Raw genomic sequence first — 25,834 nt, 5'->3', positions numbered from 1 at the left:
TTGGCTGTCCACGCTCCCACCCCCGCGCAAGCAACTCCAACTCAACTCGGGCCTCGAATGCGCCTTCGGTGTGCGCTCCGAAAGTCATGCAGCAACACCTCCAGAAGGCCCGAGTCCACGAGCCGTCGCTACGTCGATCTGGCCAGTGACCGCCGCAGTGATCAGAGCCTGTCGACGCTCACCGAGTACACTGAGTTGCATCCCAATTCGGGACTCCAAAAGATCGAAATAACCGACAACCTCATCGACGACGGTCGCGCGTCGCTCCTGCTCGACGAGGTCCAATGCCGGGAAATCGAGCTGTTTCATGCTGCCAACATTAAAATGTGCTTGAATGCTTCCCACTGAATGTTCGATTATTTTTCTTTGTGTATATGGGGAATTTAGATAGTGCGCCAAAAAGTGTGAGTTTGTTACATGGCCTGGTTGGATAATTAGTAGATCGATGCAGTTCGAGCCATCCAATTCTTCGGGGACAACTGCCGCTGCGCCGGCTTGCCCGGTTCGCACCACGACGACGTCGCCGGCCGACAGTCGCGATTTTCTATTCTCAAGATGGCCCTCAATGCTGATCCGCACTACTTCGGAGGTGTCGATGCGGCCTGGGTGAACATTTAGGCCACGTAGAGCGGTGACGCCACCCTCTTCTACGTACCAGTCCGATGGTCTGATTACGATGCCAACCCCGATCGCTTGTACCATGAATTTCAGTGGAAGCATGCGAGGTCTGGAGTCTATTCCTAGGGCGCCTTCGATCGCGCGCTGTTTCTTAACGGAAAGTAGCTCGCGCATCCTCCTTCTTGCTGCTGTCAGGGCATCAATGCGTCTCGTCTCGGCGTCGAGGAAGTCGGCGATGCGGCGCTGCTCGTCGAGCGGTGGGATGGCTATTCTTAGACCGTGTAGCTCGTCATTGTCGATCTCGATCTGACCTGGACGCACGCCGCGAGACATGCGCGCATACTCGGTCGTGTATACGTTGGAACGTAGCAGCCAGTTGAGATACCTTGGGTCTTCTCGGTGTTTCGGTCGAAAACAGATATAGTGACCCGAGGCGATTCCGCGGAAAGGTGATATTCCGGTCGAGCCTTGCCATGCCTTCATTCGGTTGACAATGAACCAGCCAGGCTCAACTAGTTGATAAATATTCCGATTCTCGGCAGTTTGGTTGTTGTTGTCGTCGCGACCATCTTTCTTGACTACCCCATGGCTCCGATAGACGCTGAGCATCTCTTCGTCCGGATGCCCAACATCCTTGATTCGATCAAAAAGTGCCCAGAGCGGAAGATTTTGCCAATGTGACGGCCAGGTAACGGAGCTCGGAAGGAATTTTGTGGTCACATCGTCACCTCGCCGAGGAGTTTCTGGATCTGGGACTCGAGGTCGCGGAGTTCGGCGTCGATCTCGGCTAGTGGCCTCGGCGGGGTGTAGACGTAGAAGTGGCGGGTGAAGGGGATTTCGTAGCCAACCTTGGTCTTGTCGTGGTCGATCCAGGCATCGGGGACGTGCGGGGTGACCTCGCGGGCGAAGTACTCGTCGATGTCCTCGTCGAGGGGGACGTTCTCGAAGTCGCGCAGGTCCGGGTCGGGCAGCGGGGAGCCGTTCGCTCGCTGGACCTCGCCGTCGGGGTCGGAGACCGCGATCGCGGCCCAGAAGGCCTTGAGTAGCGCGGCGGTGCCGGGCAGGCCGGCGCCGGCGGCCATGGCTGTGGTGAGCAGCTCGGCGGATGCCTCGTCCTTGGTCCGCCACACCGAGCCGTTCGTGCCGCGCAGCGCGGTGACCAGAGCGTCCCGGCCGTCCCACCGGGCCAGTGCCTTGGAGTTCTCCAGTGCGGTGAGGGTGTCCTCGGTGATCTCGAAGCGCTGCTTCAGCGGACGCTCGACGGTGATGCGGTGGTAGCCGAAGTCCCGGGTCCCGAAGATCTTCACCTTGCCGTGATCGGGGTCGTCCGGATTCGCGGCGACGTCGACGGCCCGCATGTAGAGCTTCGTGATGTGCTCGATCTGTGCCTCGCTGATCTGCTTGCGCTTGTCGCCGAGGGACTTGCGCATCTTCTCCCACTGGTCGCGGGCGTCGAGCAGAACAACTTTCCCAGCGAGCTTGGCGGGCTTGCGGTTCGACAGGATCCAGAAGTAGGTGGAGATCCCGGTGTTGTAGAAGAGCTGATCGGGCAGGGCGACGATGCCCTCCAACCAGTCGTTCTCCAGAATCCACCGGCGGATGTTCGACTCGCCGGATTCGGCCGCGCCGGTGAACAGTGGGGAGCCGTTGAAGACGATCGCGAGGCGGGCGCCCTTGCCCTCGACACGCTCCATCTTCGAGATCATGTGCTGCAGGAACAGGAACGAGCCGTCGTTGATCCGCGGCAGCCCGGCGCCGAACCGGCCGGCGTGGCCGCGCTCGGCCTCGCGGTCGACCTCGGTCTTGACCTTCTTCCACTCCACCCCGAACGGCGGGTTGGCCAGCATGTAGTCGAACCGGCGGCCGGGGAAGTGGTCCTGGCTGAAGGAGTTGCCGAGCTGGATGTCGCCGCGCTGGCTGCGCAGCAGCATCTCCGCCTGGCAGATCGCCCACGACTCGGGGTTGAGCTCCTGGCCGAACAGGTAGACCTCGACGCCCGGGTTGATTGACTTGAGGTGGTCCTCCGCGGTGGTCAGCATGCCTCCGGTGCCGCAGGCCGGGTCGTAGACGTTGATGACCTGGCCCTCGCCGGCCACGGTGTCCGCGTCCGGGGCGATGAGCAGGTTGACCATCAGCTTGATGACCTCGCGGGGAGTGAAGTGCTCTCCGGCGGTCTCGTTCGAGTCCTCAGCGAACTTGCGGATGAGGTGCTCGAAGACGTAGCCCATGTCGTGGCTGCTGAGGCTGCCGAGGTCCATCGCGGCGAACCGGCCGGCGACCTGGTAGAGAATCCTGGCGCTGTTGAGCCGGGTGATCTCGTTGTCTAGGTCGAAGCGCTCCAGCACCTCGCGGACGTTCGGCGAGAACCCGTTGACGTAGTCCTTCAGGTTCTTCGCCACGTTCTTGTCGTCGGCGACGATCGACCTGAGGTCCTGCTTGGAGGTGTTGTAGAAGGGCAGCTTCGCCGCGATCTCCAGCATGCGCCGCTTGTTGTCGATCCGCAGCTCCGTGTCCCGCTTCCAGACCGCTTCGCGGGTCGGTGCCATGACCGCGTCCAGGCGGCGGAGCAGGGTGAATGGCAGGATGACCCCGCCGTACTCGTGGCGCTTGTAGTCGCCACGCAGCAGGTCGGCCACTGCCCAGATGTCGGCGGCTATCTTCGAGTGACTGGGTCCAGCGGACACAGGGTCTCCATTTCGCTGTCCTCGTGTTTCGTTGTCTTCGCGCGTGCTGGTCGGTCGGTTTATCAGTGAGCGGATCGGCCGGGGTCGAGGGTGCCGACGGTCAGGCCGTGAACCGTCCGCTCGATCACTGTGGCACTGAGCCGGGCGAGTACCGACAGGGCGTCCCGCAGCTCGTCCAGGCGGTGGAACTCGGCGCCGTAACGGCGCTGCTCGGGCAGTGACATCCGTGGGATCCGGCAGCGGCGCAGGTCCTCGCGGCTGAGCGCGCCGAGCGTGTTCGCCACCGGCATCGCCCGGGCGTCGACGTCGAGGAAGGTCGCGACGAAGTGGGCGTCGAGGCGGTCGGCGTTCAGCTCGACCACGTGGGCGATTCGGGCGTCGGAGGCTTCTGCGCCGGTCGCCACCACAGGTGACCGGCCCATCGTGCGTATCAGCACGTCGCCGCACCGCGGAGTGGTGTCCCTGGGCCGGATCCTCAGTGCGCCGGTCCGTTCCAGCTCGGCGAGCGTCGTCATGTAGGTATGAGGCGGCCGGGAGCCGGCGCTGGCCGCGGCGAAGCGGGGGAGGCCGGCGCCGATCCGGGCGTACAGCGCCGCGAGCCGGTCGGTGACCTCCGCGAGGTCCTCGGCGCTGGCTTCAACCCGGGTGGTGACATGACGGGACGGCAGCAGGTTGGCATCGCCGCCGAGTAGCCGCAGCCGCGGGACCGCACGGGCGACGGCCGGGCCGGGGTCCGCCTGCCCGGCTCGGGCCTGCCCCGAGGCCGGCGGAGCCGCTTCGGCTTCCTGGAACAGCCGGCGCCAGACCGAATGCTGCTGCGGGACGTCGGCCATGGCCGCGACCCGCGACAGGTCGATCATGACCACCGGCCCGCCGTCGGTGTCCCCGTACGGGCGGCGCAGCACCCAGAGGCAGACGTCGGTGTCGGGCAGCGAGCTCATCCCCGGCGGCAGTGCGATCACCGCGAGCAGCGCGCCGGAGCGGACCATCTCCTCCCGGATCGGCTGCCCGGACGGCGACACGCAGGTCCGCGGGGTCACGGCGACGACCGCGGTGCCGTGCGGGCGCAGGTGGGCGTAGCAGTGCTGCACCCACGCCAGCTCGCCGTCGCGCGGCGCCGGGATCCCGAACTCCCAGCGCCGGTCGGCCGCCAGCTCGTCGGCGGGCCACGCCGGATGGTCCAGCGGCGGCTCGCACACCACGGCCGCCGCGCGGCCCAGGATGTCGGTGAACTGGTTCTCCCGCAGCGAGTCGCCGAAGCGGATCTCGTACGGCCCGGCCAACGGATGGCTGCGCAGGTTGAGTGCGGCGCGCTGGGCGGCCGACTCGTCGTTGTCCTGGCCGAGTAGCCGGACCCGGTTCTCGAACCTGTCCGCGACGGACAGCAGCAGCTCGCCGGCGGCGCACGTCGGGTCGAGCACCGCGGGCAGCCCGGCGCCGGAGAGGTCGAAGTCGCCGTCGGCCTCGCCATCGTCGCCGTCCGTATCGCCGTCGCGGTCGCCGGGGCCGGCGGCTGTGGAGAGCGGCAGCAATGAGGCGATCACCCTGGCGAGCAGTGCGCCGGACGTCAGGCTGGTGACGGCCGGCTCGGCTTCGGTGGACACCTCTGCTCGGCCGCCCGCTGCCCTGATCGGATCATTGATGGACTGCGTGCCGGTCTCGGTGCGCCCGGACATCGCGAGCTGGTCGGCGCGCCCGGTCTCTCGCAGCCAGGCTTCGACCTTCGCCCAGGAGTAGGTCGGGTTGGTGGAGCCGCCGCCGATCGGCTTCGGGAAGTCCTCGTGGCGCCGGCGCCAGTTGGACACGGCGGCCCGGCCGACGCCGGCTCGCCGCGCGATGGCGGCCGCCGTCATCTCGTCCTGCCCGTCCATGTTCACAGGGGTGACCTTACAGGGGCAAGGGTTCACTCGGCAAGGGTCTGTGTACGGTGACGCCACTGTTCACAGAAAGCCTGTGCACGCTTGACGTGGTTACAAGATCTACCTTACAGTCACGATTCGACGCGGTTCAGCCGCGCACCGCACAGACCCGGAACGCGCGCTCCCCTCAGCGGGCGGCGGTACGGCCGGGTCCTCTCCACCCAGATCATCGCCCTGCACGGCGATGGCTTCGTCTCCCCCTGGCCGCTCCACCCGAACCCGGGAGCCACCGTGACCGAGACCGAACCGAACGAGCCCGAACCGCCGGCGCGGTCCATGCCCGAGCCGTCCGTGCCCGAGCAGCGCGGGACCGCCCGTCCGCCCGAGGAAGAGGAAGAGGAAGAGGAGCCCGGCCGCTCCGTGCCGATCGCCGAACTGGCGGCCACCCGCCTGGCCCAGCCCGGGCTGGCCGAGCCGGTGAAGGAGCTTCTCCGGGAGGCCCTCGGAAGCCCGGACGCGCCGGGGACGGCCACGACCGGCCGGGTCTACCTGGACTCCGTCACCGTCACCGGCTACCGCGGCATCGGCGCTCGCACCCGCCTGGCTCTCGCTCCCGGCCGCGGGGTGAACCTGGTGACGGGCCGCAACGGTTCGGCCAAGTCGAGCATCGCCGAGAGCATCGAGACCGCGTTCACCGGGACGAACGCCCGCTGGGAGCGGCTGGACCCGACGCGCCGCGGCGCGTGGCGCAACCTGCACGACGGCGCCAGCCCACGGATCGAGGTCAAGCTCGCCGTCGACGGCGACAACGGCCGCAGCACCCTCACCCGCACGTGGAACGGCGACGACTTCGGCGACTCCCAGGGCGAGCTGAAGCGGCCCGGCCACGGCAAGGTCCCCGAGGACGAGGCGGCCTGGGCCCGGGCCCTGACCGACTTCCGGCCCTTCCTCTCCTACGTCGACCTCGACCGCATGATCAACGGCAGGCCCGTGGAGCTGTACGACGCGGTCAACGTGATCCTCGGGCTCGGGGACCTCGGCACGGCCGACAGCCGGCTGCGGGAGGAGGAGACCAGCCTGCGCGGTGCGGCGAAGCGCTCCGAAGCCGAGGCGAAGGTGCTGAAGGAGGACCTCTACGAGCTGCCGGACGAGGGTCGCGCGATCCGGGCGATCGAGGCGTTCGAGGCGACCGGCGGCCCGGATCTCGCGGCCCTGACCGAGCTGCTGGCCACGCTGCCGGCGGCCGATGACGGGCGTCTCGCCGAGCTGCGGCTCGCCGCGGCCCTGCGGGGCCCCGACCCCGGGCAGGTGACGGCCGCGGTGGCCCGGCTCCGTGAGGCCGCCGAGGCGGTCGAGGCCACGCGTGCGACGGACGGCGAGGACGCCCTGCACCGCGCCGAGCTGCTCGCCGACGCCCTGGCGCACCACGGCCGGCACGCCGGCGAGCAGGCCTGCCCGGTGTGCGGCACCGGCGGGGTTCTCGACGCCGACTGGGCGCGGCGAGCGGCCGAGCAGGTGACGGTGCTGCGGCGGGAGGGCGAGGCCGCCGGGAACGCGCGCCGCCGCCTGACCTCGGCCGTCCAGGAGGTTCGGAGTCTGATCCGGGTGCCGTCGAGCGTCCCGGCCGAGCTCGCCGACGTGTGGCGCGAGTGGGGCGCCTGCCGGACGATCGACGACCCCGCCGCGCTGGCCGGGCGTGCCGTCGAGGCCGCCCAGGCGGTGGCCACGGCCTGCACCGACGCGAGCCGGGAGGCAGCCGCCGAGCTCGCCTCCCGGGACGAGCGGTGGCGTCCGCTCTACGGCCGCCTGGCGAGCTGGACCGCCCTCGCCTGCGAGGTCGAGGAGAACAAGCCCAGGTTCCGGAACCTCGGGAAGGCCCGCAGGTGGCTCAAGGAGCTCGTGACCGAGCTCCAGGGGCAGCGGATGGAGGCCTTCGGCGACGAATCCCAGCGGATCTGGGAGCAACTGCGCCAGGAGAGCAATGTCAGCCTGAAGAAGATCCACCTGCACGGCAGCGAGCGGGCCACCGTCCGCAAGCTCGTCATGGACGTCTCCGTCGACGGGGCTGAGGCCTCGGCGCTGTCAGTGATGAGCCAGGGGGAACAGCACTCGCTCGCGCTGTCGCTGTTCCTGCCGCTGGCCACCGCCGCCGACAGCCCGTTCGGCTTCGTCGTCATCGACGACCCGGTGCAGTCCATGGACCCGGCGAAGGTCAACGGGCTCGCGCGGGTGCTGGACGAGATCGGCCGGCACCGGCAGGTCGTGGTGTTCACCCACGACCCCCGGCTCCAGCGGGCGTTCACCAGCCAGGAACTGCCGGTGACGATTCTCCAGGTCGAGCGCGCAGAGTCGTCCAGGGTGTCGGTCCGGCGGGTCACGGACCCTGTCGCTCAGGCGCTCAAGGACGCGCGCGATCTCGCCAGCACCAAGAGTCTGCCGCCGGTGGTCCGGACCCATGTGCTGCCCGGCGTCTGCAGGACCGCGCTGGAGAGCGCCTTCACCGAGGCGGCCTGGATCCGGCACCACCGTGATGGCGGCGACGAACGTGTCCTGCAGACGGCGATCGACGGCTCCGGGAAACTCGACAAAGTCGCCGCGATTGCCCTGTTCGGTGACGTCGCGAGAACCCGCGACGTCTACGGCGAGCTGGCCAGGCTGTGCGGTGGCTCGCATGCCGTCGAGATCGTGAAGCAGTGCCAGCGCGGCGCGCACGGGTTCGGAGCGCAGATCTCCGACCCGCACAGATTCGTCGATCGCGTCGAAGAGATCGTGGAGAAGATCCGCAGGCCGCAGGTGGCCGCGCCATGACCGCCGCCCTGGCGCCCGAGGTCCTGATCGGCGAGCTGCTGCGAACAGCCGATCTGCTGCTCGCTGGACACCTCGACACCACACCTGCCGCGTGCCACCGCGGGGCCTCTCTCGTCCTGCGCACCGCCCTGGAGATCGCCATCGACCGGAAGCTAGAACCCGTGCTCCCTGAGCCCTTCCGCATCAACATGCGGGCCAAGCTGCTCTGCCTGCGCCACTATGCCGCACCGCGGACGGCCCGCCGCGCGACCGCCGTCTGGTCCCACGTCTGCCTCGGCTGCCACTACCACGGGTACGAGATCGGCCCCACTCCGGCGCAGGTCCGGATCTGGCGGTGTGAGGTCGACGCCCTGGTCAGCCAGCTCGTTTCTTGACGCTGGACAAGCAAACGCGACGACAGGGTTTCGGGTGGAGCCGGTAAATCCGATGAGCCGCGGGTCCACCGGCGCCCACAGGGGGAGCGCCGGTGGACCCGCCCCTGATGCCCTGTCAGCCAATCGGCGGGAAATGGGGCCAACTGTGTGAGCTTGCGCTGGGTTAATGTCACACGATCTGATCTATCGGGGGCGGTGGATGGTGTTCGGCAAGGAACTCTTGCTCAAGAACGAACTGGGCTGGCGGCGGCAGCTGCGGGCCGTCTCGTTGGTCACGGAGCTGGACGTGCCGGACCGGGAGGTGCGTGAAATCCTTCACGCTCTCGGCCGGCTATACCCGGACGCGCCCCCTGACGACGCGTGGCGCCTCCTGCAGGTGCGCTTCCCGGCCGCGCTCATCATCGGGCTTGCGGGGATCGGCGCGCAGAACTACCACCAGGGCAATTACTGGTCCGGCGTGTGGGATACCGCAGGCTTTCGGGCGACCCAGCATGACCAGCAGGCGTGGGCCGACGCGTTCCGCAGGAATCTCGACCTCTTCGGGCTCGCGAGGTTCTCCGGGCTGACCAGGGTCAACGTCGACGAGATCCTCATGCACAGCGGCGTCCCGGTGTACTGCCTCGCGGACCTGCTGCGGATGCTGATCCGGCGCGAGCAGGCGGAGCCGGGCGTGACCGGTCGGGAGGTCCTGACCTGGGCGAGGACCGCGCCCGAACACCAGATCGGCGTCGACAAGCCGGTGCTGCGCTTCCTGCGGCAGGGCGGCGACTACGCGGCCGACTTCGTGGACCGCTGCCTCGACCTCGTCAACCTGCTCGCGTCGCCGGACCGCCCGGACCTGGACCCGGCCGAGCTGTCCCTGCCCCGCCGGATCGTCGACGAGGCGGTGCGGCTCGCGAACCTCGGCGAGCTCGACCTGGCGGCCCTGCGGACCGCGGCCCGGCAGTCGTCGCCCAGGTATGGCGACGCGCGTGCCAGGGCCGGTGACAGCACGAGCCGGGACAGCGGCAGTACGGATCCTGCCGCCGGCCCGGTCGGGCTTGGGCGCCCCCAGGTGCGGCTCGACCCCTACAACAACGGGGTCGTGCTGTGGCTGCCGCCGGTCGGTGAGGCGCCGGACGGCCGCGCGGTCTGGACGGTGACCACCGACTCCGTCGTGAACCGGGTGCGCACCCGGTCGATCTGGCCGGGGACCACCGAGACCGCCCCGGAGACGGTGCTGCCGCTGAACCAGCCGGTCCGGTCGATCGACGTGCGCCTCGACGACTCGTCTCCGCGTTACGAGCTCACGCTGGTCGACAAGGACGACCCGCTGCTCGTGTTCACCGAGGACGGGATGCGGATCGGCCCGGCCGACTCGCTGCCGCAGGGCCCGGTGTGGCTGCTCCACCCCGATCCCAAGGAGCTCGGCGAGCGTGACCTCGAGGCGGTCGGCGGGACCCCGGCCGAGCTCGAGGACGCGCCGCCTCCGTACGGGTGGAGCGGCTGGCTGTTGCGGCATGTCGACCTCACCGGGGTTCAGGCGCTCGGGTACGCCGGCCGGCAACGCTTCGTGCACACCGCCCGTCGCGCCCATCTGGAGCTGCCGTCCCCGCTCCGGAATGTGACGACGGTGTTCGGAACGCCTGTCCTGGGCGCGCCGCCTCGCCTCTCGCTGCCCGTCGAAACCGTGCCGGTCACCTGGGCCGTCCGGGTGCGCCGTCCCGGCGCCCACCAGAGCCTTGCCGCGAGGGACGTCACGGTTGGCGCCATCGATACGGTCGTCGACCCGGTTGGCCTCATCGACCCGGGCGCCGGCGACGACGTTCGCGCTGGTTCCGCCCGGCCGGAGCGGTCCGCGACCCGCTGGGTCGACCCGTGGGAAGGCCTGCCCCGCCCGCTTCTCGGCGCCTATGAGGTCACCGTGCGCGGTCCGCTCGGCCGTGGCCTGACACGGGTCGTCGAGATCGCCGAAGGGCTGGTCGTGCGCAGCGACCCGCCGTGGCGCGAGATGAGCCTGGCCGGGCTGGTGCCAGCCGGGCTGACCCTCCAGCTCGGCACCGACGCGCAGGCAGGCCCGGCCGGAGGCGGAGGGCCCGGTGTCTCGCCGGCGCGGGTCTCGCTGGGCCGCCACGAGATCACCGCCCGGGTGACCGCCTCGGCCCACGGCCACAGCCGGCAGCTGCTCGCCGGCGCGCCGTACATGGCCCTGCGGCGGGTCGTCCCCGGAGCCCGGAACACCTGGTCGTATCAGCCGCTGCGGCTGCACGCGGAGACCGACGGCCGTGGCGAGCTGCTGGTCCAGCTACCCGCGGCCGTGCCCGCCGAGCTGGTTGTCAGCGCCGGTGACCAGGAGCTGCAGCGGATCCCGCGAACCCGCGACCGGCAGACGACCGTGGCCCGGTTCGACCTCACCCGGCTGGCCGACACCGTCGCCCGGTACCGGCGGGCGGTCGTCGAGGTCGATCTGAGCGGTCTGCGGATCCCCGTCATCCGCTACGCACCGCGCCGGCTCGCCACCGGCATCGAGATCATCCCCACGGAGGGCGCGGAGGTCCTGAGCACGCAGGGCTTTCCCGGCGTCGGCGGCGTCGTGGCCGGCTGCTATCAGCTCTACGCCCCGTGGCGTCCGCCCGTACTGGTGACGCTGGACGAGGCCGGGTGCAGCGGTCCGCTCCCGGCCGAGCTGCGCGACGCCGGCCCGTTGCTGGTGGTGCTCCGCCTCGACGACCCCTGGGTGCCGGTCGACTGGCCGGACTGGCCCGACCCTCGCGACTACGAGGACGTCTATCTCCTGCGTGATCGGCTGTGGCGGGCGCCGGCGGACCCGAGCGGGCCGGTGGCCGTCGAGACCGAACTGTCCGCCTGCCTGGCGGGCCGAGGCGGGCAGCCCCGGTCCGCGGGTGGCGCGGTCGCCGCCCTGCGGCTGTACGGGGTCGCCGAGGACCTGCGGCGGCGCGGGCTGCCCCGGGACGGCCGGCCCGTCGCGGCGGCGCTGCTCGCGGCCCACCCGTCCGACGCGCTCGCGGCGCCGCTCACGGCCCGCGTCGACGCGACGGCGTCCGTCGCTCCGCTGGTGCAGGCCGGCCTGGCCGCGTTGCCGCTCGGGAGCCGTCTGTCGGCCGACGACGAGCGTGCCCTCTGGTCCGCGAGCCCGCTGGCCGCGATCCTGGCCGGCGCCGTCCATCTGCGGGCCGCGAGCGGACCACGGGGCGTCCAGGGACGGCCGGGTTCACCGGACCCGCGTCGATTCGACCCAGGATGGGCGGCCCGCCAGACGGAGCGGGAGCAGCGCCGCGAGGCGCAGCGGGATCGCCTCGGCTCCGTTGCGGGTGAGGTGGCGCTGGTCGTGCTCGACGGCGGCTCCGACCCGCATCGGACCGCCGGCCGCTTCGACGCGGCCGTCGCGCGGTTCGCTCAACTGCCCCCCGATCAGCTGGAGAACGTCTGGCGCGCCAGTGGCGTGGTCCCGGGAGCGTTGCTCGACGCCGACACCAGGGCCGTAGCCGCCCGCCGGCTGTTCGACGCGCGTAACCAGGAGGAGATCAGGGACCTCGCCCGGACGGCGGACGTCACCCTGCGCAGGGTGCTCGCGGCGCTCACGCTCGCCGAGGTGCCGTCAGCGCTGGAGGCGGCGATCGCGGCCCGTCGGGACGCCGACGCGCCGCGCTGGTTGCTGCTGCCCGCGGTGTCCCTGGGGCTGGCCGGGCTCGCCCGGCAGGCGGCCAGGAGCGATGATCGTGATCGGTCGCTCAAGGTCTACCAGGCGCTCCTGCCCGCCCACACGGCGCTGGCCCGGCATGCCCCCGACCTGGTGACCATCGATGTGCTGCTCGCCGAGCTGCTCCTGCGGGGCGCCGCGCCGCGGCGTCCCGCAGTGCCGTCCGCGGGCATTCCGTCCGCTCGTCAGACGACCAACGCTCGTCAGGCGACTGCTTGTCAGACGACCAACCTGCCCCGGGAACTGAAGGGTGACCGATGACCAGCCGGCTCGACCCGCTGAGCGCCAGCGAGGCGATCGTCGACACGTACCAGCGGTACCTGCGCAGTCTGATCGTGCCCCGTGACCCGCGGCTGGCAGCGGCGTTGCACGCGGCCATCGGCGAGGCGGTGGGCACCGGCATCACCCGGGGACCGCTGGTGGAGGCGACCCCGCCGTACTGGACCGGTGCGTCCCTGCGGCAGCTCGCCGCCGAAGGTGTCGTGCATCCGGACCTGGTCGGTGGACGCATCCGGGTGCCGGTGGACCGGCCGTTGTACCGGCACCAGGAGCAGGCCGTCCGCAAGGTCGCGCGGGGCCGCAACCTGATCGTCGCCACCGGTACGGGCTCGGGCAAGACGGAGAGCTTCCTGCTCCCGATCCTCAACGAGCTGTCCGCGCAGCGTGCCCGCGGCACGCTCGGCCCAGGGGTGCGGGCACTGCTGCTCTACCCGATGAACGCCCTCGCCAACGACCAGATGAAGCGGCTGCGGGAGCTGCTCGCGGACGAACCCGACATCACCTTCGGCCGCTACACCGGAGAGACGCAGGAAAGCACCAGGGACGCGCAGGCGAAGTTCGCCGCGCAGAACCCGGGCGAGCCGATGCTGCCCAACGAGCTGCTCAGCCGGGAGCAGATGCGCGCCACGCCACCGCACCTGCTGCTCACCAACTACGCGATGCTCGAATACCTGTTGCTGCGGCCGTTGGACATCGCGCTGTTCCAGGGCGAGCACGGGGGTAACTGGCGGTTTCTGGTCGTCGACGAGGCGCACGTGTACGACGGCACCCGTGGCGCCGAGCTCGCGATGCTGCTGCGCCGGCTGCGCGACCGGGTCATCGACCCGGTCGATGTCGCCAACCTGCGCTGCATCGCGACGAGCGCCACGGTCGGCGCCGATCCCCACGCGGTGACACGGTTCGCCGAGACGCTGTTCAGCGCGCCGTTCGACTATGCCGACGGCGACCCGGACCGCCAGGACCTCGTCGTCTCGGAACGGGTGCCGGCTCCTGACGGGCCCGCCTGGGGCCCGCTCGCCGGGGAGGACTACTCGGCGCTGCTTGGTTCCGGCGAGGCGCGGGCCGCGGTCCTCGCCGCCGCCCGCGGCCACGGCTATCAGGGGGACGACGCCGGTGAGGCACTGGCGACGGAGAGCCGGCTGCGCCAGCTGCGGGAACGGCTCACCGAGGGGCCGGCGCCGCTCGGTGACCTCGCCACCGAGCTGTTCCCGGAGGCACCGGCACACGCTGCCGCCGACCGGGCCACGGCACTCGTCCAACTCGCCAACGCCACCAGGACCGCCGCCGGCACCCCTGTCCTGTCCACCCGCTTCCACCTGTTCGCCCGCGCCACCGAGGGGGCGTTCACCTGCTTCGCGGAGTCCGGGCCGCATGTCACGCTCACCCGGCGGGAGCGTTGCGAGCACTGCGCCGCCGCGGCCTTCGAGTTCGCGGCCTGCCGGCGCTGCGGGGCGGTCTATCTGCCCGGGGTGCTCGAGAGGGTCGGGCCCAAGGCGGTGTTCCGTTCCCGGCGTGGCATGGACGACGCCCACCAGGTGTGGCTCGCGATGGACGATGCCATGGCTGGCGGCGGCGACGAGGACGACGAGATCCTGGAGGAGACCCGGTCCGGCGCGGCCGGGAAGGGGGACTCCGTTCAGGGGACGCTGTGCACCCGCTCCGGCTGCTATCGCCCTGGCAGCGCGGCCACCTGCGCGGACCCGGCCTGCGGCGGGGCGCCAGCCCGTCCCGTCCGGCTGATGAGGCCGAAGACGGGTGGCGGCGAACTCGGTCACTGCCTGAGCTGCGGCGGCCGGGGCGGCCGGCTGATCCGGTCCTTCGAGAGCGGCAACGACGCCGCGGTGTCGGTACTCGCGACATCCCTGTACCAGCTGCTGCCGCCGATGGACGACACGGAACAGGCGGCGCTGCCGGGTGGCGGACGCAAGATCCTGTTCTTCAGCGACAGCCGCCAGTCGGCCGCCTACTTCGCGCCCTACCTCGAGGACTCCTATGCGAGCGCGGAGCACCGGCGGATCCTCTATCAGGGCCTCGTGGCCGCCACCGGGGAAGCCGTCGACGACGGTGATGACGACGGTGATGCGGACGTCAGGCGGGGCGACCTCCTCCACCACTCGGTCCGGGCGGCGACCCGTGCCGGGGTGTTCGAACGCCGTCTCTCAAAACAGGAGAAGGTCCGGGCCGTCGACCTGTGGGCCCAGCAGGAGCTGCTCAGCTTCGACGAACGGATGTCCCTGGAAGGAATCGGCCTGCTGCGCTGGGCACTGGACCGGGACCCCGGCTGGGCGCCACCGCGGCCGTTGCTCGACCTGGGCCTGACCACCGAGCAGGCCTGGGGCCTGGTGGAGGAGCTGCTGCGGACAGTGCGTCGCCAGGGCGCGGTCAGCGCTCCGGAGGACGTCGACCCGAGCGACGAGGTGTTCGAGCCACGCAGGGGGCCGATCTATCTGCGCAGCACGGGCGCGGAACGCCAGCGGAAGGTCCTGAGCTGGCTGCCGACCCGTGGCATGAATCGGCGGGTCGACTACCTGCGCCGGGTGCTCGCGGTGCTGGGTCGGGGCGACGACCCCGTCCAGCTCCTCGACGGCCTGTGGAAGATGCTGGTGAACGACCCGAGGGTGACCGACCCCCGGGACCGGTGGCTCGTCGCCGTCAACAAGCCGGGCCTTGGCGTGGTCTACCAGCTCAACCACGAGCGCCTGACGCCGCGTCTGGTCACCCCGGATGAGCGGATGTGGGAGTGCGGGCGATGCCGCACGATCACCGCGGTGAACGTGGCCGGGGTCTGCCCCACCATGAACTGTGCCGGCGAGCTGACCGAGTGGCACCTGCCGGCCGCGGACGAGCACCATTACCGGACGCTGTACCGGACGATGGACCCGGTGCCACTGAAGGTCATGGAGCACACCGCGCAGTGGCGCAGCGATCGGGCCGCGGAGATCCAGCAGGATTTCGTCGCCGGCCGGGTCAACGCGCTGTCCTGCTCCACGACCTTCGAGCTCGGTGTGGACGTCGGCGAGCTACAGACGGTCGTTCTTCGCAACATGCCGCCGACAACGGCCAACTACGTACAGCGGGCCGGCCGGGCGGGCCGGCGTACCGACTCGGCCGCGCTCGTACTCACCTACGCCCAGCGTCGCTCGCACGACCTGGCCCGGTTCGCCGAACCGGAGAACATGGTCGCGGGGAAGGTGCGCGCGCCGCTGGTGCCGCTCGGCAACCCGCGCATCGACCGTCGGCACCTCCACTCCGTCGCGTTGTCCGCGTTCTTCCGGTATCAGTTCGACACCTTCGGCGCCGTCTGGCGCAAGGCCGGTGAGTTCTTCTCGCCGGACACCACCGGGCTCGCGCCCGCGACGCTCGTGGCCCCTTTCCTGCGTCCGTTGCCGGCTGCGGTCGCGGACTCGCTGGCCGCGATCATCCCGTCGGCGGCCGAGCGTGACGAGCTCGGCATCACGGACGGGACCTGGGTCGGCGAGCTGGACGGGTTGCTGGTCGACGTGCTGGCCGAGTACACCGCGGACATCGAGACGTACGAGCGGATGCGGAAGGAGGCGTACGAGAACCGCAGGGACTCCCTCGCCGGGACCTACGGGCGTGTGATCAGGACGCTGGAGGAGCGCGATCTGATCGGTCTGCTCGCGAACCGCAACGTGCTGCCGAAGTACGGATTCCCGGTGGACACGGTCGAGCTGCGGGTCTCTCACATCGGCACGCCGACGGCGAGCAAGATCGAACTGTCGCGGGACCTGACGACCGCCGTCTACGAGTACGCGCCGGCGGCGGAGATCGTCGCCGGTGGGCTGCTGTGGCGCTCCGGTGGTGTGTACCGGCTGCCGAACCGTGAGCTGGAACGGCTCAACTACACGATCTGCGCCGGTTGTGGGCATTTCCGCGACAGCATCGCGGAGCTGGATCCCGTCTGCCCGCGGTGCGGGACACCTCTCGTCGGCGCGCCACGGCGCTACGCCCTGCCGGTCTACGGGTTCGTCGCGGAACGTAAACCGGGCCGGCCCGGTGCCAGCCCGCCGCGGCGGTCCTGGCACGGCGGCACCCATGTCGTCTCGCCCGGGGCGGAGATCGAGGAGTACAAGGTCGAGAAGCCTGGTGGGACCGTCTACGCGCGGGCTGGCGCACGCGGCGAGCTGGTGAGCCTCAACGACGGCCCGGCCGGGTCCGGCTACCTGATCTGCAAGTGGTGCGGCTACGGCCGTCCGGTGGCCGCCGCCAGTGTCAGAGAGCACCACCAGCCGACAACGGGGCAGAGCTGCACCGGCCCGCTCGAGGCCCTTTCGCTCGCGCACAAGTACCAGACGGACGTCCTGGAGATCGCCTTCGACGGCCAGGCGGCGGTGGGCGCCGACGACATGGTGTGGCGGTCGGTGCTGTACGCCCTGGCGGAAGGCGCCTCGGTGGCCCTGGAGATCGCGCGCGACGACATCGACGGCACCCTGTTCCTCAACCGGTTCGGCTCGACCTCGATGATGATCTACGACACGGTGCCGGGTGGCGCCGGCAATGTGCGCCGGATCGCCGACGCGTTGGACCTGGTGTTGCCGGCGGCGCTTGCGCGGGTCCGTGACTGCGAGTGCGGCCCGGAGACCAGCTGCCACCGCTGCCTACGCGTTTTCCGCAACGAACGTCACCACGAGATCCTGCGCCGCGGTGCCGCTCTCGACGTCCTGCAGCGGCTGCTCGGTGAGCCGGACATCGGCCGGGCGGACCGGTACGCGGCGGCGCGTGAGATCACTTCGCTGGATCTGGCGGCCTTCACGCCGGCGGAGCTCGCGGGCCACGACGAACGGTTCCGCCTCGCAGAAGCCCCCGGAGAGGTGTTCGAGGTCGTGGCACCTGGCCAGATCGATCTCTGGGACGGTCGAGTCGTGCTCGCCCGGGACAGCAGGGGCACCTACGTCGTCGGCAGGCTCACCCTGGTCCGTGAGGACCGGGAGATCACCGGGGTGATCGTCAGCCCGTCGCACGGCGGGTCTGTGCATGACGACCCGGCCAGGACCATGGTGGTGGCCGTCGCGGTCTAGCGTCGTACCCCCGGGTGCCGGCGGTGGGTGTTGAGGCAGGCCGTCTGGTAGATGGCAGTAGCGGGAGTCCCGCGGGGGCTCCATCGGAGCGGATCGGGTGAGTGCCGCACGGCCGGATCACCCGGGGATGGAGAGGTCATGGCGACGTCCGGGCGGATCACCACACCGTTCACCGCCGAGTGCACCGCTGCCGAGGTCGTGGCCGGGATCGATCTCGGTGGCCGCCGCGTCGTGGTGACCGGCGCGTCGTCCGGCATCGGGGTCGAGACGGCCCGGGCGCTGGCCGGGGCGGGCGCCGAGGTCACCCTTGCCGTCCGCGATGTCGAGGCGGGCCGGCGGACCGCCGACGAGATCGTCGCCGCCACGGACAACAAGGAGATCCATGTGGCGCCGCTGGATCTCGCCGACCGGGCGTCGGTCGCCGCGTTCGTCGCCGGCTGGGACGGCCCGCTGCACATCCTGGTGAACAACGCCGGTGTGATGGCCACGCCCGAGCTGCGCACGCCGGAAGGCTGGGAGCTGCAGTTCGCGACCAACCACCTCGGTCATTTCGCGGTGGCCTCCGGCCTGCGCGGCGCGCTGGCGGCGGCCGGGGGCGCGCGGGTGGTGTCGGTCAGCTCGAGCGGGCACCTGCGATCGCCGGTGTTCTTCTCCGACATCCACTTCCGGGAGCGCGCCTACGAGCCGTGGGCGGCGTACGGCCAGTCCAAGACCGCGAACGTGCTGTTCGCGGTCGAGGCGACCAGGCGCTGGGCCGACGACGGCATCACCGTGAACGCGCTGATGCCGGGGGCGATCGCCACCAGGCTGCAGCGCCACATCAGCACCGAGGATCTCGACCGGCTCCGTGGCCAGATCAACGCCCCGGCTCTGGTCTGGAAATCCGTCGAGCAGGGCGCCGCGACCTCGGTGCTGCTCGCGACCTCGCCGCTGCTGGACGGGATCGGCGGCCGGTACTTCGAGGACTGCAACGAGGCGCTCCCGAACACTCCGGGTGTCCGGGGCGGTGTGGCCGCCTACGCCCTCGACCCCGAGGCCGCGGCCCGGCTCTGGGACGTCACCGTCGACACGCTCGCCTGAGAACCTAGGCGGTCCGCGGGCGGTCCGCGGGCGGCCGCCGCGCCAGGGCGTCTACTCCTGGTTGCTTTCCGTAGCCATCCGGATATCCCCGCCCGGCCCGGGGCAAGAGGAGGGGGATGGGCCGCGGCCCGGCGACGGCGCTGGCCGCGGCCCGCCTGAAGGCGGTGAACGTGATGGTCGACCCGTCCGCGCCGCCAGTCGATCAACCGCGGACGGTACCGCGCCAGGCGGCCGGCAGCGGCTACTTCTGGCCGGCGGTGGTGATCAGCGCGCTGCTGGTCGTCGGATCGGCGGTCGTCGCGGTCGCCCTGCCGGCCCGGCCGGCACTTCTCACCGTCCGCCTGATCATGATCTTCTGTCTGCTGCTGGGCGGCGGGACCTGCGTGGTGACGGGCCTGCGCCGGCGCGGCGCGGAACGCGCGTGGCGGCTGCTGGTCGCGGGGATGGTGCTGGGCATCGGCGCCGGCGCGGCGGAGATGTTCCCGGCCATGGCCAGCCGCGGGCCACCGGTCCCGCGGCAGGACGCGTCCTCGCTCGCCTATCTGATCCCGCAGGCGTTCGGGCTGGCCGGAGTGCTGTGCTACCCGACCGACCCGTTCGACCTGTCGCTGCGGCCGCCGGGGCGGGGCCGCGACCGCCGCTGGTACGTGATCACGATCATGGACGGTCTGATCGTGGCCGGCGCGGTGACGCTGCTGGCCTGGATCACCATCCTCGAGGACGCGATCGCGGCGTGGGGGCCGCTGGGTGACGGGCCCATCTACTCGATCGTCCTGTCCGCCAACACCCTGATCATCGCCGTGGTGGTGATCCTGGTCGTGGTGTTCCGCCAGCCGCGCTCCGGTGGTGGCCTGAGCCTGCTGATCATGGGGCTGCTCACCGTCACCGCCTCGATCGCCAGTTACATGGCGGTGGTCGTCCGTGGTGGGACGGACGTCCCGCGGCTGCTGGACCTGCTGCTGATCGCCGGGCCGCTGCTGGTCGGGCTGGCGGCGCTGGCGCCGGAGACGTCCCGGCCGGGGCGCGCCGCCGTGGACGGGAGCGGTGACACGTTCGTCCCCTCGCGGCGCCGGCGGTGGCACGCCATGCTGCCGTACCTGCCGCTGACCGCGGCCGGCGTCGCGACGCTGCTCGAACTCTCCCGGGAGGACATCGCCCAGCAGGAGGAGATCTGGGCGCTGCTCGCCCTGCTGCTGATCGCGCTGCTCCGGCAGATGACCACGATGAGCGACAACATCCGTCTGCTCGGCCAGGTGGAGGAGAAGCAGCGCCAGCTGCACTACCAGGCGTTCCACGACCCGCTCACCGGGCTCGCGAACCGCGCCCTGTTCACCGAACGGCTCGACTCGGCGCTGCGCCGGCGTGACCTGGGCGCCGGACGTCTCGCGGTGCTGTTCTGCGACCTGGACGGATTCAAGCGGGTCAACGACGAGTTCGGGCACGCCGCCGGCGACGACCTGCTGCGGGTGACCGCCCGTCGGCTGGCCGGGTGCGTGCGGCCGGCGGACACGGTCGCCCGGCTCGGCGGGGACGAGTTCGCGATCCTGCTGGACGCCGACGCCGAGGACCCCGGATCGGTCGGGCGGCGGCTCGCCGCCGCGGTGCGGGCGCCGATCCGGCTCGCCGACACCACGTTCACCGTCGCGGCCAGCACCGGCCTCGTCGTCGTCGACCCGGCCACCGGGCCCGTCACCGCGGACGCCCTGCTGCACCGCGCCGACCTGGCCATGTACGCGGCGAAAGCCCAGGGGGACGGGCGGCAGACGGTCTACACCCCCGATCTCGCCGTGCCGCGCTCGGGCTCCGCGCTGCGGGCCGCGCTCGACGCCGCGGCCCGCGGTGAGCCCGCCGACGGCCGGCTCGCCGTGATCTACCGGCCCATCATCGACCTCACCACCGCCACCCCGGTAGCCCACGAGGCGCGTCTCGCCTGGGCACATCCCGACCTCGGCGCCACCCGGCCGCTCCCCGCCGACGATGCCCTCGGCCTGGTGCCGGCCCTGGACCGGATCCTGCTGCGCGCCGCCTGCCGTGCGGACGGGTCGGGCCGTCCGCTGCCCGTGCACGTCACGATCTCCGCCCGCCGGGCCGGCCAGCCGACCCTCGTCGACGACGTCGCCGCCGCGCTGCGGGCGGCGGACCTGCCGCCCGCCGGCCTCGTCCTCCAGATCCGCCCCACCCCGCGCGCCGCAGGCCCGGCCGACTTCGGTGACGTGGTCAGCCGCGTCCGCGCCAGCGGGGTCCGGATCGGGCTCGCCGAGATCGGGGCACCGGACACCCTGATCGACGCCGCCATCGGCATTCTCGGCAGTGCCCCGGTGGACATCGTCACCGTCCATTCCGACCTCACCGCGACCTGGACGGCCCCCGGCCGCGATGATCCGGCCGCGGCCCTCGCCCGCACCGGCCTCGCGACCCTGATCGGTCTCGGCATCACCGTGGTCGCCGACGGGGTGGACGGCCCGGCCACCGCGGCCCGCCTGCGGGAACGCGGCTGCCGGCTGGCCTTCGGTGATCCCTGCGGTCGTGCCCTCCTGCCAAGCCCGCTCCCGCACGCCGACGCAGCCGATCACGCCGATCCCCGGCATGCCGATCTCCGTCACGCCGACCGGTGCCGATCGCCGTGACGGCCAGCGCTCGTCGCGGCCCGCCGCCCGGCCGGCGATCGGCCCGGGAAATCGCATCAAGCGTGCTGGAGGAGGACAGAATGTCGCATCGTTCCGATCCTGTGCTGGAGCCCGATCCTGTGCTGGACGCCCCCTTCGGGGCCGAGCCGGAACCGGACGCGCTCATCCAGGCGGCCATGCGCTGGCATTTCTCGCCGGAGACGGGATCGCCGTTCTGGCTGCGGACGGCGGAGACCTTCGATTTCGACCCGCGCCGCGACGTGCGCACGTTCGCCGATCTCGCGCGCTTCCCCAACGTTGTGAACCAGCTCCGCGACGTCCGGGTGCAGGATCTCATCCCGCGCGGCTACGGGCCCGACCCGGACGTGGTCGGCGTCTACGAGAGCGGTGGGACGACCGGGGCGCCCAAGCGGGTGGTCATCCTGGAGGACTGGATGCGGCGCCTGGTGGCGAACTCGCAGGACCTCAGCGACCGGCGCGGTGTCCCCAACGGCGTCGGCTGGCTGTCCGTGGCGCCGAGCGGCCCGCACGTGTTCGGCGAGTTCGTCGGCCGGCAGGCACGGCAGCGCGGCTCGGTCCGTTTCACCGTCGACCTCGATCCGCGCTGGGTCCGCAAGGTGCTCGCGGACGGCCGTCCCGAGGAGGCCGAACGCTACGCCGAGCACGTGATCGACCAGGCCGGGCGCATCCTCGAAACCCAGGACATCGGGGTGCTCGTGACGACGCCGCCGCTGCTGGAACGGCTCGCGCGCCGCGACGACCTCGTGAAACTCGTCAACGAACACGTGCGGGTGATCACCTGGGGTGGCGCGCACATGGACGCCGACACCCGGTCGATCCTCCGGGACGAGGTCTTCCCCGAGATCCAGATCTACGGCGTGTACGGCAGCACGATGGTGCTCGGCGCGGCGCACGAGCGGCTCGGCCTGACCGCCGACGACCCGTGCGTCTTCGACCCGTACTCGCCGTACATCTCGTTCGAGGTCGTCGACCCGCAGACCCGCCGTCCGGTCGGGTACGGCGAGCGCGGCCAGGTGATCATGCACCACATCAGCAGGAACGCCCTGCTGCCCAACAACCTCGAACGCGACCTGGCGACCCGGATCGAACCGCCGCCCGGGCAGATGGGGGACTCGGTCGCCGACGTCGGCCCGGTGGCGGTCTTCGACGACGAGCCGCTCATCGAGGGGGTCTACTGATGGCCGGCCTGATCGATCTCGACGCGCTCGGCCCCGCCGGCCCGTACCGGGCCCGCAACCGGGAGACGATCCCCGACGTCACCGGGCGGCCCGTCGCCGAGCTGAGCCTGGTACCGAGCCTGTTCGTGCGGCGCGGGATGGCCGCCCTGCACCGGGCCGACACCCTGACCGCCGACCGCCGCGCCGCCGCGCTCGCCCACGCCGGCCAGATCTTCGCCACCGGGGTCATCGACGGGATGTCCCGCGACGAGTACGAGCACACGGTCACCAGGGTGTGCGGCCTGCCGATCTCCGTCGTGCGGGCCGCGACCGACGCGGTCGCGCTCGCCGCCCAGGAGGCGTACGCCTCGGCCGACGCCGCCCGGCCGGCCGCGGCCGTCGACGACTGGCACGACCCGCTGACCAGGCAGGGGCGGGCGCTGTGGACCCGGCGCGGGAACGTCTTCGCGGTGCACGCGGCGGGCAACCATCCCGCGGTGCACTCGCTGTGGCTGGAGGCACTCGCGCTCGGCTACCGGGTGGCCGTCCGGCCGTCGCGGCGCGAGCCGTTCACCCCGCACCGGCTGATCCTCGCCCTGCGCGAGGCCGGCTTCCCCGACGACTCGGTGCTGCTGCTGCCCACCGACCACCGGGTCGCCGACGAGATCATCGACGGTGCGGAGCTGGCGATGGCCTACGGCGGGGACGACGTCGTCGCCAGGTACGGCCGGGACCCGCGGGTGCTCACGCAGGGCCCGGGCCGGACCAAGATCCTGCTCGACGACCCGGACTGGCGCTCCCACCTGGACGTCGTCGTCGACTCCGTCAGCCACGAGGGCGGGGCCGCCTGCGTCAACACCACCGCCGTGTTCGTCGCCGGCGACCCGGCGCCGGTCGCCGCGGCCCTCGCCGAGCGGCTGGCGGCCATTCCGACGCTGCAGCCGGAGGAAGAGAAGGCCGTCCTGCCGGTGCGGGGCGCCGCGGCCGCCCACGCCGTCGAGCGCTACCTGCTCGACCACGCCGGCGACGCGCGGATGCTGCTGGGCGGCGACGGCGTGGCCGACGAGCTGGGCGACGGCAGCGCCGCCCTGCGCCCGGCGGTGCTCCAGCTGGACAGGTCGGACGCGCCCCAGGCCGGCATCGAGCTGCCTTTCCCCTGCGTGTGGATGGCGCCGTGGTCCCGCGAGGACGGCGTCGGGCCGGTGCGGGGCTCCCTCGTCCTCACCGCGATCACCGCGGACGACGCGCTCCTGGACGAGCTGGTCGCGGAGCCGACGATCAGCAATGTCTACATCGGCGACCACCCGACCTACTGGATCCGGCCGGGCATCCCGCATGACCGCTATCTCGGCGAGTTCCTCATGCGGACGAAGGGCATGATCCGTGACTGAGCCGGGGTCGCCCGCGGGGCCGGCGCGGTCGCCGGGGCCGGTGCGGTCGGCCTGGCCGGCGGGGTCACCCGGGGACCGTCTCCCGGGCCGTCGCCGGCACCTCGTCGGGCGCGTCAGCGGGCGCGTCGGCGACCGGGCGCCAGGTACCGTCCGTGTCGGCCCAGCCGTGGCCCCGGTCGTAGGCGGCGTTGAGCTCGGCGGTCAGGCGCGAGCCCCGCTCGGGCAGGGTCAGCCCGTGGTCTTCGGCGTGTTCCCTCAGCCACGCGCGGACGTCGGTCGCGGACGCCGTCTGGTGCGGGCGGCGTGGCCGGGAGCGGGCCGGCACCGGGCGTTTCGGAGCGCTCTCCGGCGCCGGTGGCGCAATAGCGTCGTTCTTCTCCACGTCCGTCCACGCCGTGTCTATCTTGGCCGTTCGGGCGATGGCCACCGTCTCGCCGTACTCCGCGTACTCGCCGAGCACGGACGCTATTTCGTCGCGGCATTCGTCGCACACGTCGAGCCGCACCAGCCTGCCGTCGTAGGCGAGCACCGCGGTCCTGGTGGCAGCGATCCTCTCCGTACCGTGGTTCCCGACGTTGTCGCACCAGACGTTGATGAGCGATATTACTTCGCGTGCCATCAGAAAGACCCCTCTTCGTGTTCGGACGCCCATCGTCCGGGTGTTTCCGGACACCAGCCTAGTGGGGTCGAAGAAGGGTGGCAAATGGAGTATGGATCGTACTGTTCGCATGTCGGTCAAACCGATAGGCGGCGCCGCGGAATACCGTTGGCCGTCGCCGCCGGGTAGAGCCGGCGTGGGGGGTTCTGCCAGTGCTTGGTCGGGCAGGGACTCCCACCCGCGCGTGCCAGCCTGTTCGCTGGAAGCACGCAGCACGCAGCACGCAGCACGCAGCACGCGGCGCGCAGGCGCGCGGCGCGGTGCGCACGCCCCTCGAGGGCGGGCCACGGGTCAGCCCCGCCGGGGCGGCCACCCCCTCGACAAGCACCTCGGAAGAGACCCATGCGAGCGACATACATGTACGGCGCCGGCGACGTGCGGATCGCCGACGTCGGCGACCCGGCGCTGGAGCAGCCGACCGACGCGCTGGTGCGCGTCGTGCTGGCGTGTATCTGCGGCAGCGACCTGCACCCGTATCACAGCCTGGTGGCAACCCCGGCGGGCGTCCCGATGGGCCACGAGTTCATCGGCGTCGTCGAGGAGGTCGGCGGCGAGGTGTCGACGCTGCGCGCCGGCGACCTCGTCATCGCCCCGTTCGCCTGGTCGGACGGCACCTGCGAGTTCTGCCGCGAGGGCCTGCACACCTCGTGCCGCACCGGCGGGTTCTTCGCGGCCGGCGGCGTCGGCGGCGGCCAGGCCGAGGCGATACGCGTCCCGCAGGCCGACGGCACCCTGGTGAAGGTCCCGGTGGCCGAGGACTCCGCCCTCCTGCCGTCCCTGCTGACCCTCTCGGACGTGTTCGGAACCGGCTACCACGCTGCCGTCCGGGCCGGCGTGAACCCGCGCACCACGGTCACCGTCATCGGTGACGGCGCGGTCGGGCTGATGGCGGTGCTCTCGGCCCGCCGGCTCGGCGCGGAGCGGATCATCCTGATGGGGCGGCACAAGGCCCGCGCCGACCTCGGCCTCGAGTTCGGCGCGACGGACGTCGTCGCCGAGCGCGGCGAGGAGGGCGTCGCCCGGGTGCGGGAGCTCACCGGCGGCGACGGCAGCCACGCGGTACTCGAGGCCGTCGGCTACCGGGCCGCCTACGACCAGGCCCTCGGTGTGGTCCGGCCGGGTGGCGTGATCAGCCGGGTCGGCGTGCCCCAGTACGCCGACGCGCCGATCGGCTTCCCCAGCCTCTTCGGCCGCAACATCACCCTCACCGGGGGCCCGGCGCCTGTCCGGGCCTACATCGAGACGCTGCTGCCCGCCGTCCTCGACGGGGAGGTCGAGCCCGGCAAGGTCTTCGACCGCACCGTCTCCCTCGAGGGCGTCCCCGCCGGCTACCGCGCGATGGACGACCGCAAGGTCCTCAAGGTCCTCGTCCGCCCGTAGCGGCCGCCCGGGGCCGGCCGCCACGCCACCGGGGGGTGAAATCTGCTGTCGTGTTAGCGCTGGATGGTGTCAGATAGCGCTGTATGGTGGTGGTGTGAACCTCAAGGAGTGGGCTGCGGCGAACGGAGTCGGGTACTCCACCGCCCGACAGTGGTTCCT

At 71.4% G+C, this 25,834-nt stretch carries 13 protein-coding genes; 9 read left to right on the top strand and 4 right to left on the bottom strand.

Annotated features, from left to right (window positions below):
* Window positions 1-84: 84 nt before the first annotated feature.
* The 3 genes from FMEAI12_RS22535 to FMEAI12_RS22525 all read right to left on the bottom strand — a co-directional run bounded on the left by FMEAI12_RS22535 (window position 85) and on the right by FMEAI12_RS22525 (window position 5,173).
* Window positions 85-1,338, bottom strand: coding sequence for a restriction endonuclease subunit S (locus tag FMEAI12_RS22535; protein ID WP_146776754.1), 1,254 nt, complete (start codon window positions 1,336-1,338; stop codon window positions 85-87).
* On the bottom strand, window positions 1,335-3,302 hold the full coding sequence (locus FMEAI12_RS22530) for a class I SAM-dependent DNA methyltransferase (protein WP_112107745.1): 1,968 nt from the start codon (window positions 3,300-3,302) through the stop codon (window positions 1,335-1,337). The genes FMEAI12_RS22535 and FMEAI12_RS22530 overlap by 4 nt, the downstream gene beginning before the upstream one ends.
* A gap of 62 nt (window positions 3,303-3,364) precedes the next feature.
* Window positions 3,365-5,173, bottom strand: a complete 1,809-nt coding sequence (locus FMEAI12_RS22525; protein WP_112107762.1) for an N-6 DNA methylase — start codon at window positions 5,171-5,173, stop codon at window positions 3,365-3,367.
* 279 nt (window positions 5,174-5,452) lie between these two features.
* Between FMEAI12_RS22525 and FMEAI12_RS22520 the strand changes: the two genes are divergently transcribed.
* The 8 genes from FMEAI12_RS22520 to FMEAI12_RS22485 all read left to right on the top strand — a co-directional run bounded on the left by FMEAI12_RS22520 (window position 5,453) and on the right by FMEAI12_RS22485 (window position 23,637).
* The gene (locus FMEAI12_RS22520; RefSeq protein ID WP_200835383.1) at window positions 5,453-7,969 is read left to right on the top strand and encodes an AAA family ATPase; all 2,517 of its coding nucleotides are present in this window, start codon (window positions 5,453-5,455) and stop codon (window positions 7,967-7,969) included.
* On the top strand, window positions 7,966-8,343 hold the full coding sequence (locus tag FMEAI12_RS22515; protein ID WP_112107744.1) for a hypothetical protein: 378 nt from the start codon (window positions 7,966-7,968) through the stop codon (window positions 8,341-8,343). Before FMEAI12_RS22520 ends, FMEAI12_RS22515 begins: the two co-directional genes overlap by 4 nt.
* 220 nt (window positions 8,344-8,563) lie before the next feature.
* Window positions 8,564-12,304, top strand: coding sequence for a hypothetical protein (locus FMEAI12_RS22510; RefSeq protein ID WP_146776753.1), 3,741 nt, complete (start codon window positions 8,564-8,566; stop codon window positions 12,302-12,304).
* Window positions 12,301-17,361 (top strand): DEAD/DEAH box helicase, encoded by a 5,061-nt coding sequence (locus FMEAI12_RS22505; RefSeq protein ID WP_112107742.1) that lies wholly within the window; start codon window positions 12,301-12,303, stop codon window positions 17,359-17,361. Before FMEAI12_RS22510 ends, FMEAI12_RS22505 begins: the two co-directional genes overlap by 4 nt.
* A 138-nt stretch (window positions 17,362-17,499) precedes the next feature.
* On the top strand, window positions 17,500-18,441 hold the full coding sequence (locus FMEAI12_RS22500) for an SDR family NAD(P)-dependent oxidoreductase (protein WP_112107741.1): 942 nt from the start codon (window positions 17,500-17,502) through the stop codon (window positions 18,439-18,441).
* Between the two features lie 116 nt (window positions 18,442-18,557).
* Window positions 18,558-21,068 carry a diguanylate cyclase gene (locus FMEAI12_RS22495; protein ID WP_112107740.1) on the top strand — a complete coding sequence of 837 codons (2,511 nt, stop codon included), beginning with the start codon at window positions 18,558-18,560 and terminating at the stop codon, window positions 21,066-21,068.
* Between the two features lie 80 nt (window positions 21,069-21,148).
* Window positions 21,149-22,267 (top strand): AMP-binding protein, encoded by a 1,119-nt coding sequence (locus FMEAI12_RS22490; RefSeq protein ID WP_112107760.1) that lies wholly within the window; start codon window positions 21,149-21,151, stop codon window positions 22,265-22,267.
* Entirely contained in the window at window positions 22,267-23,637 is a 1,371-nt protein-coding gene (locus tag FMEAI12_RS22485; RefSeq protein ID WP_112107739.1) for an aldehyde dehydrogenase family protein, read from the top strand. Before FMEAI12_RS22490 ends, FMEAI12_RS22485 begins: the two co-directional genes overlap by 1 nt.
* Before the next feature lie 64 nt (window positions 23,638-23,701).
* Here the strand turns inward: FMEAI12_RS22485 and FMEAI12_RS22480 are convergent, their stop codons facing one another.
* The gene (locus FMEAI12_RS22480) at window positions 23,702-24,256 is read right to left on the bottom strand and encodes a hypothetical protein (protein ID WP_112107738.1); all 555 of its coding nucleotides are present in this window, start codon (window positions 24,254-24,256) and stop codon (window positions 23,702-23,704) included.
* A gap of 381 nt (window positions 24,257-24,637) precedes the next feature.
* On the opposite strand from FMEAI12_RS22480, the gene FMEAI12_RS22475 reads away from it, so the two are divergent.
* Window positions 24,638-25,675 (top strand): alcohol dehydrogenase catalytic domain-containing protein, encoded by a 1,038-nt coding sequence (locus FMEAI12_RS22475; RefSeq protein ID WP_200835382.1) that lies wholly within the window; start codon window positions 24,638-24,640, stop codon window positions 25,673-25,675.
* The last annotated feature ends 159 nt before the right edge of the window (window positions 25,676-25,834 follow it).

Source organism: Parafrankia sp. Ea1.12 (assembly GCF_900465275.1).
Classification (GTDB): domain Bacteria; phylum Actinomycetota; class Actinomycetes; order Frankiales; family Frankiaceae; genus Parafrankia; species Parafrankia soli.
The sequence above is the reverse complement of the archived record's forward strand: the minus strand, read 5'-3'. Positions and strand labels throughout refer to the sequence as shown.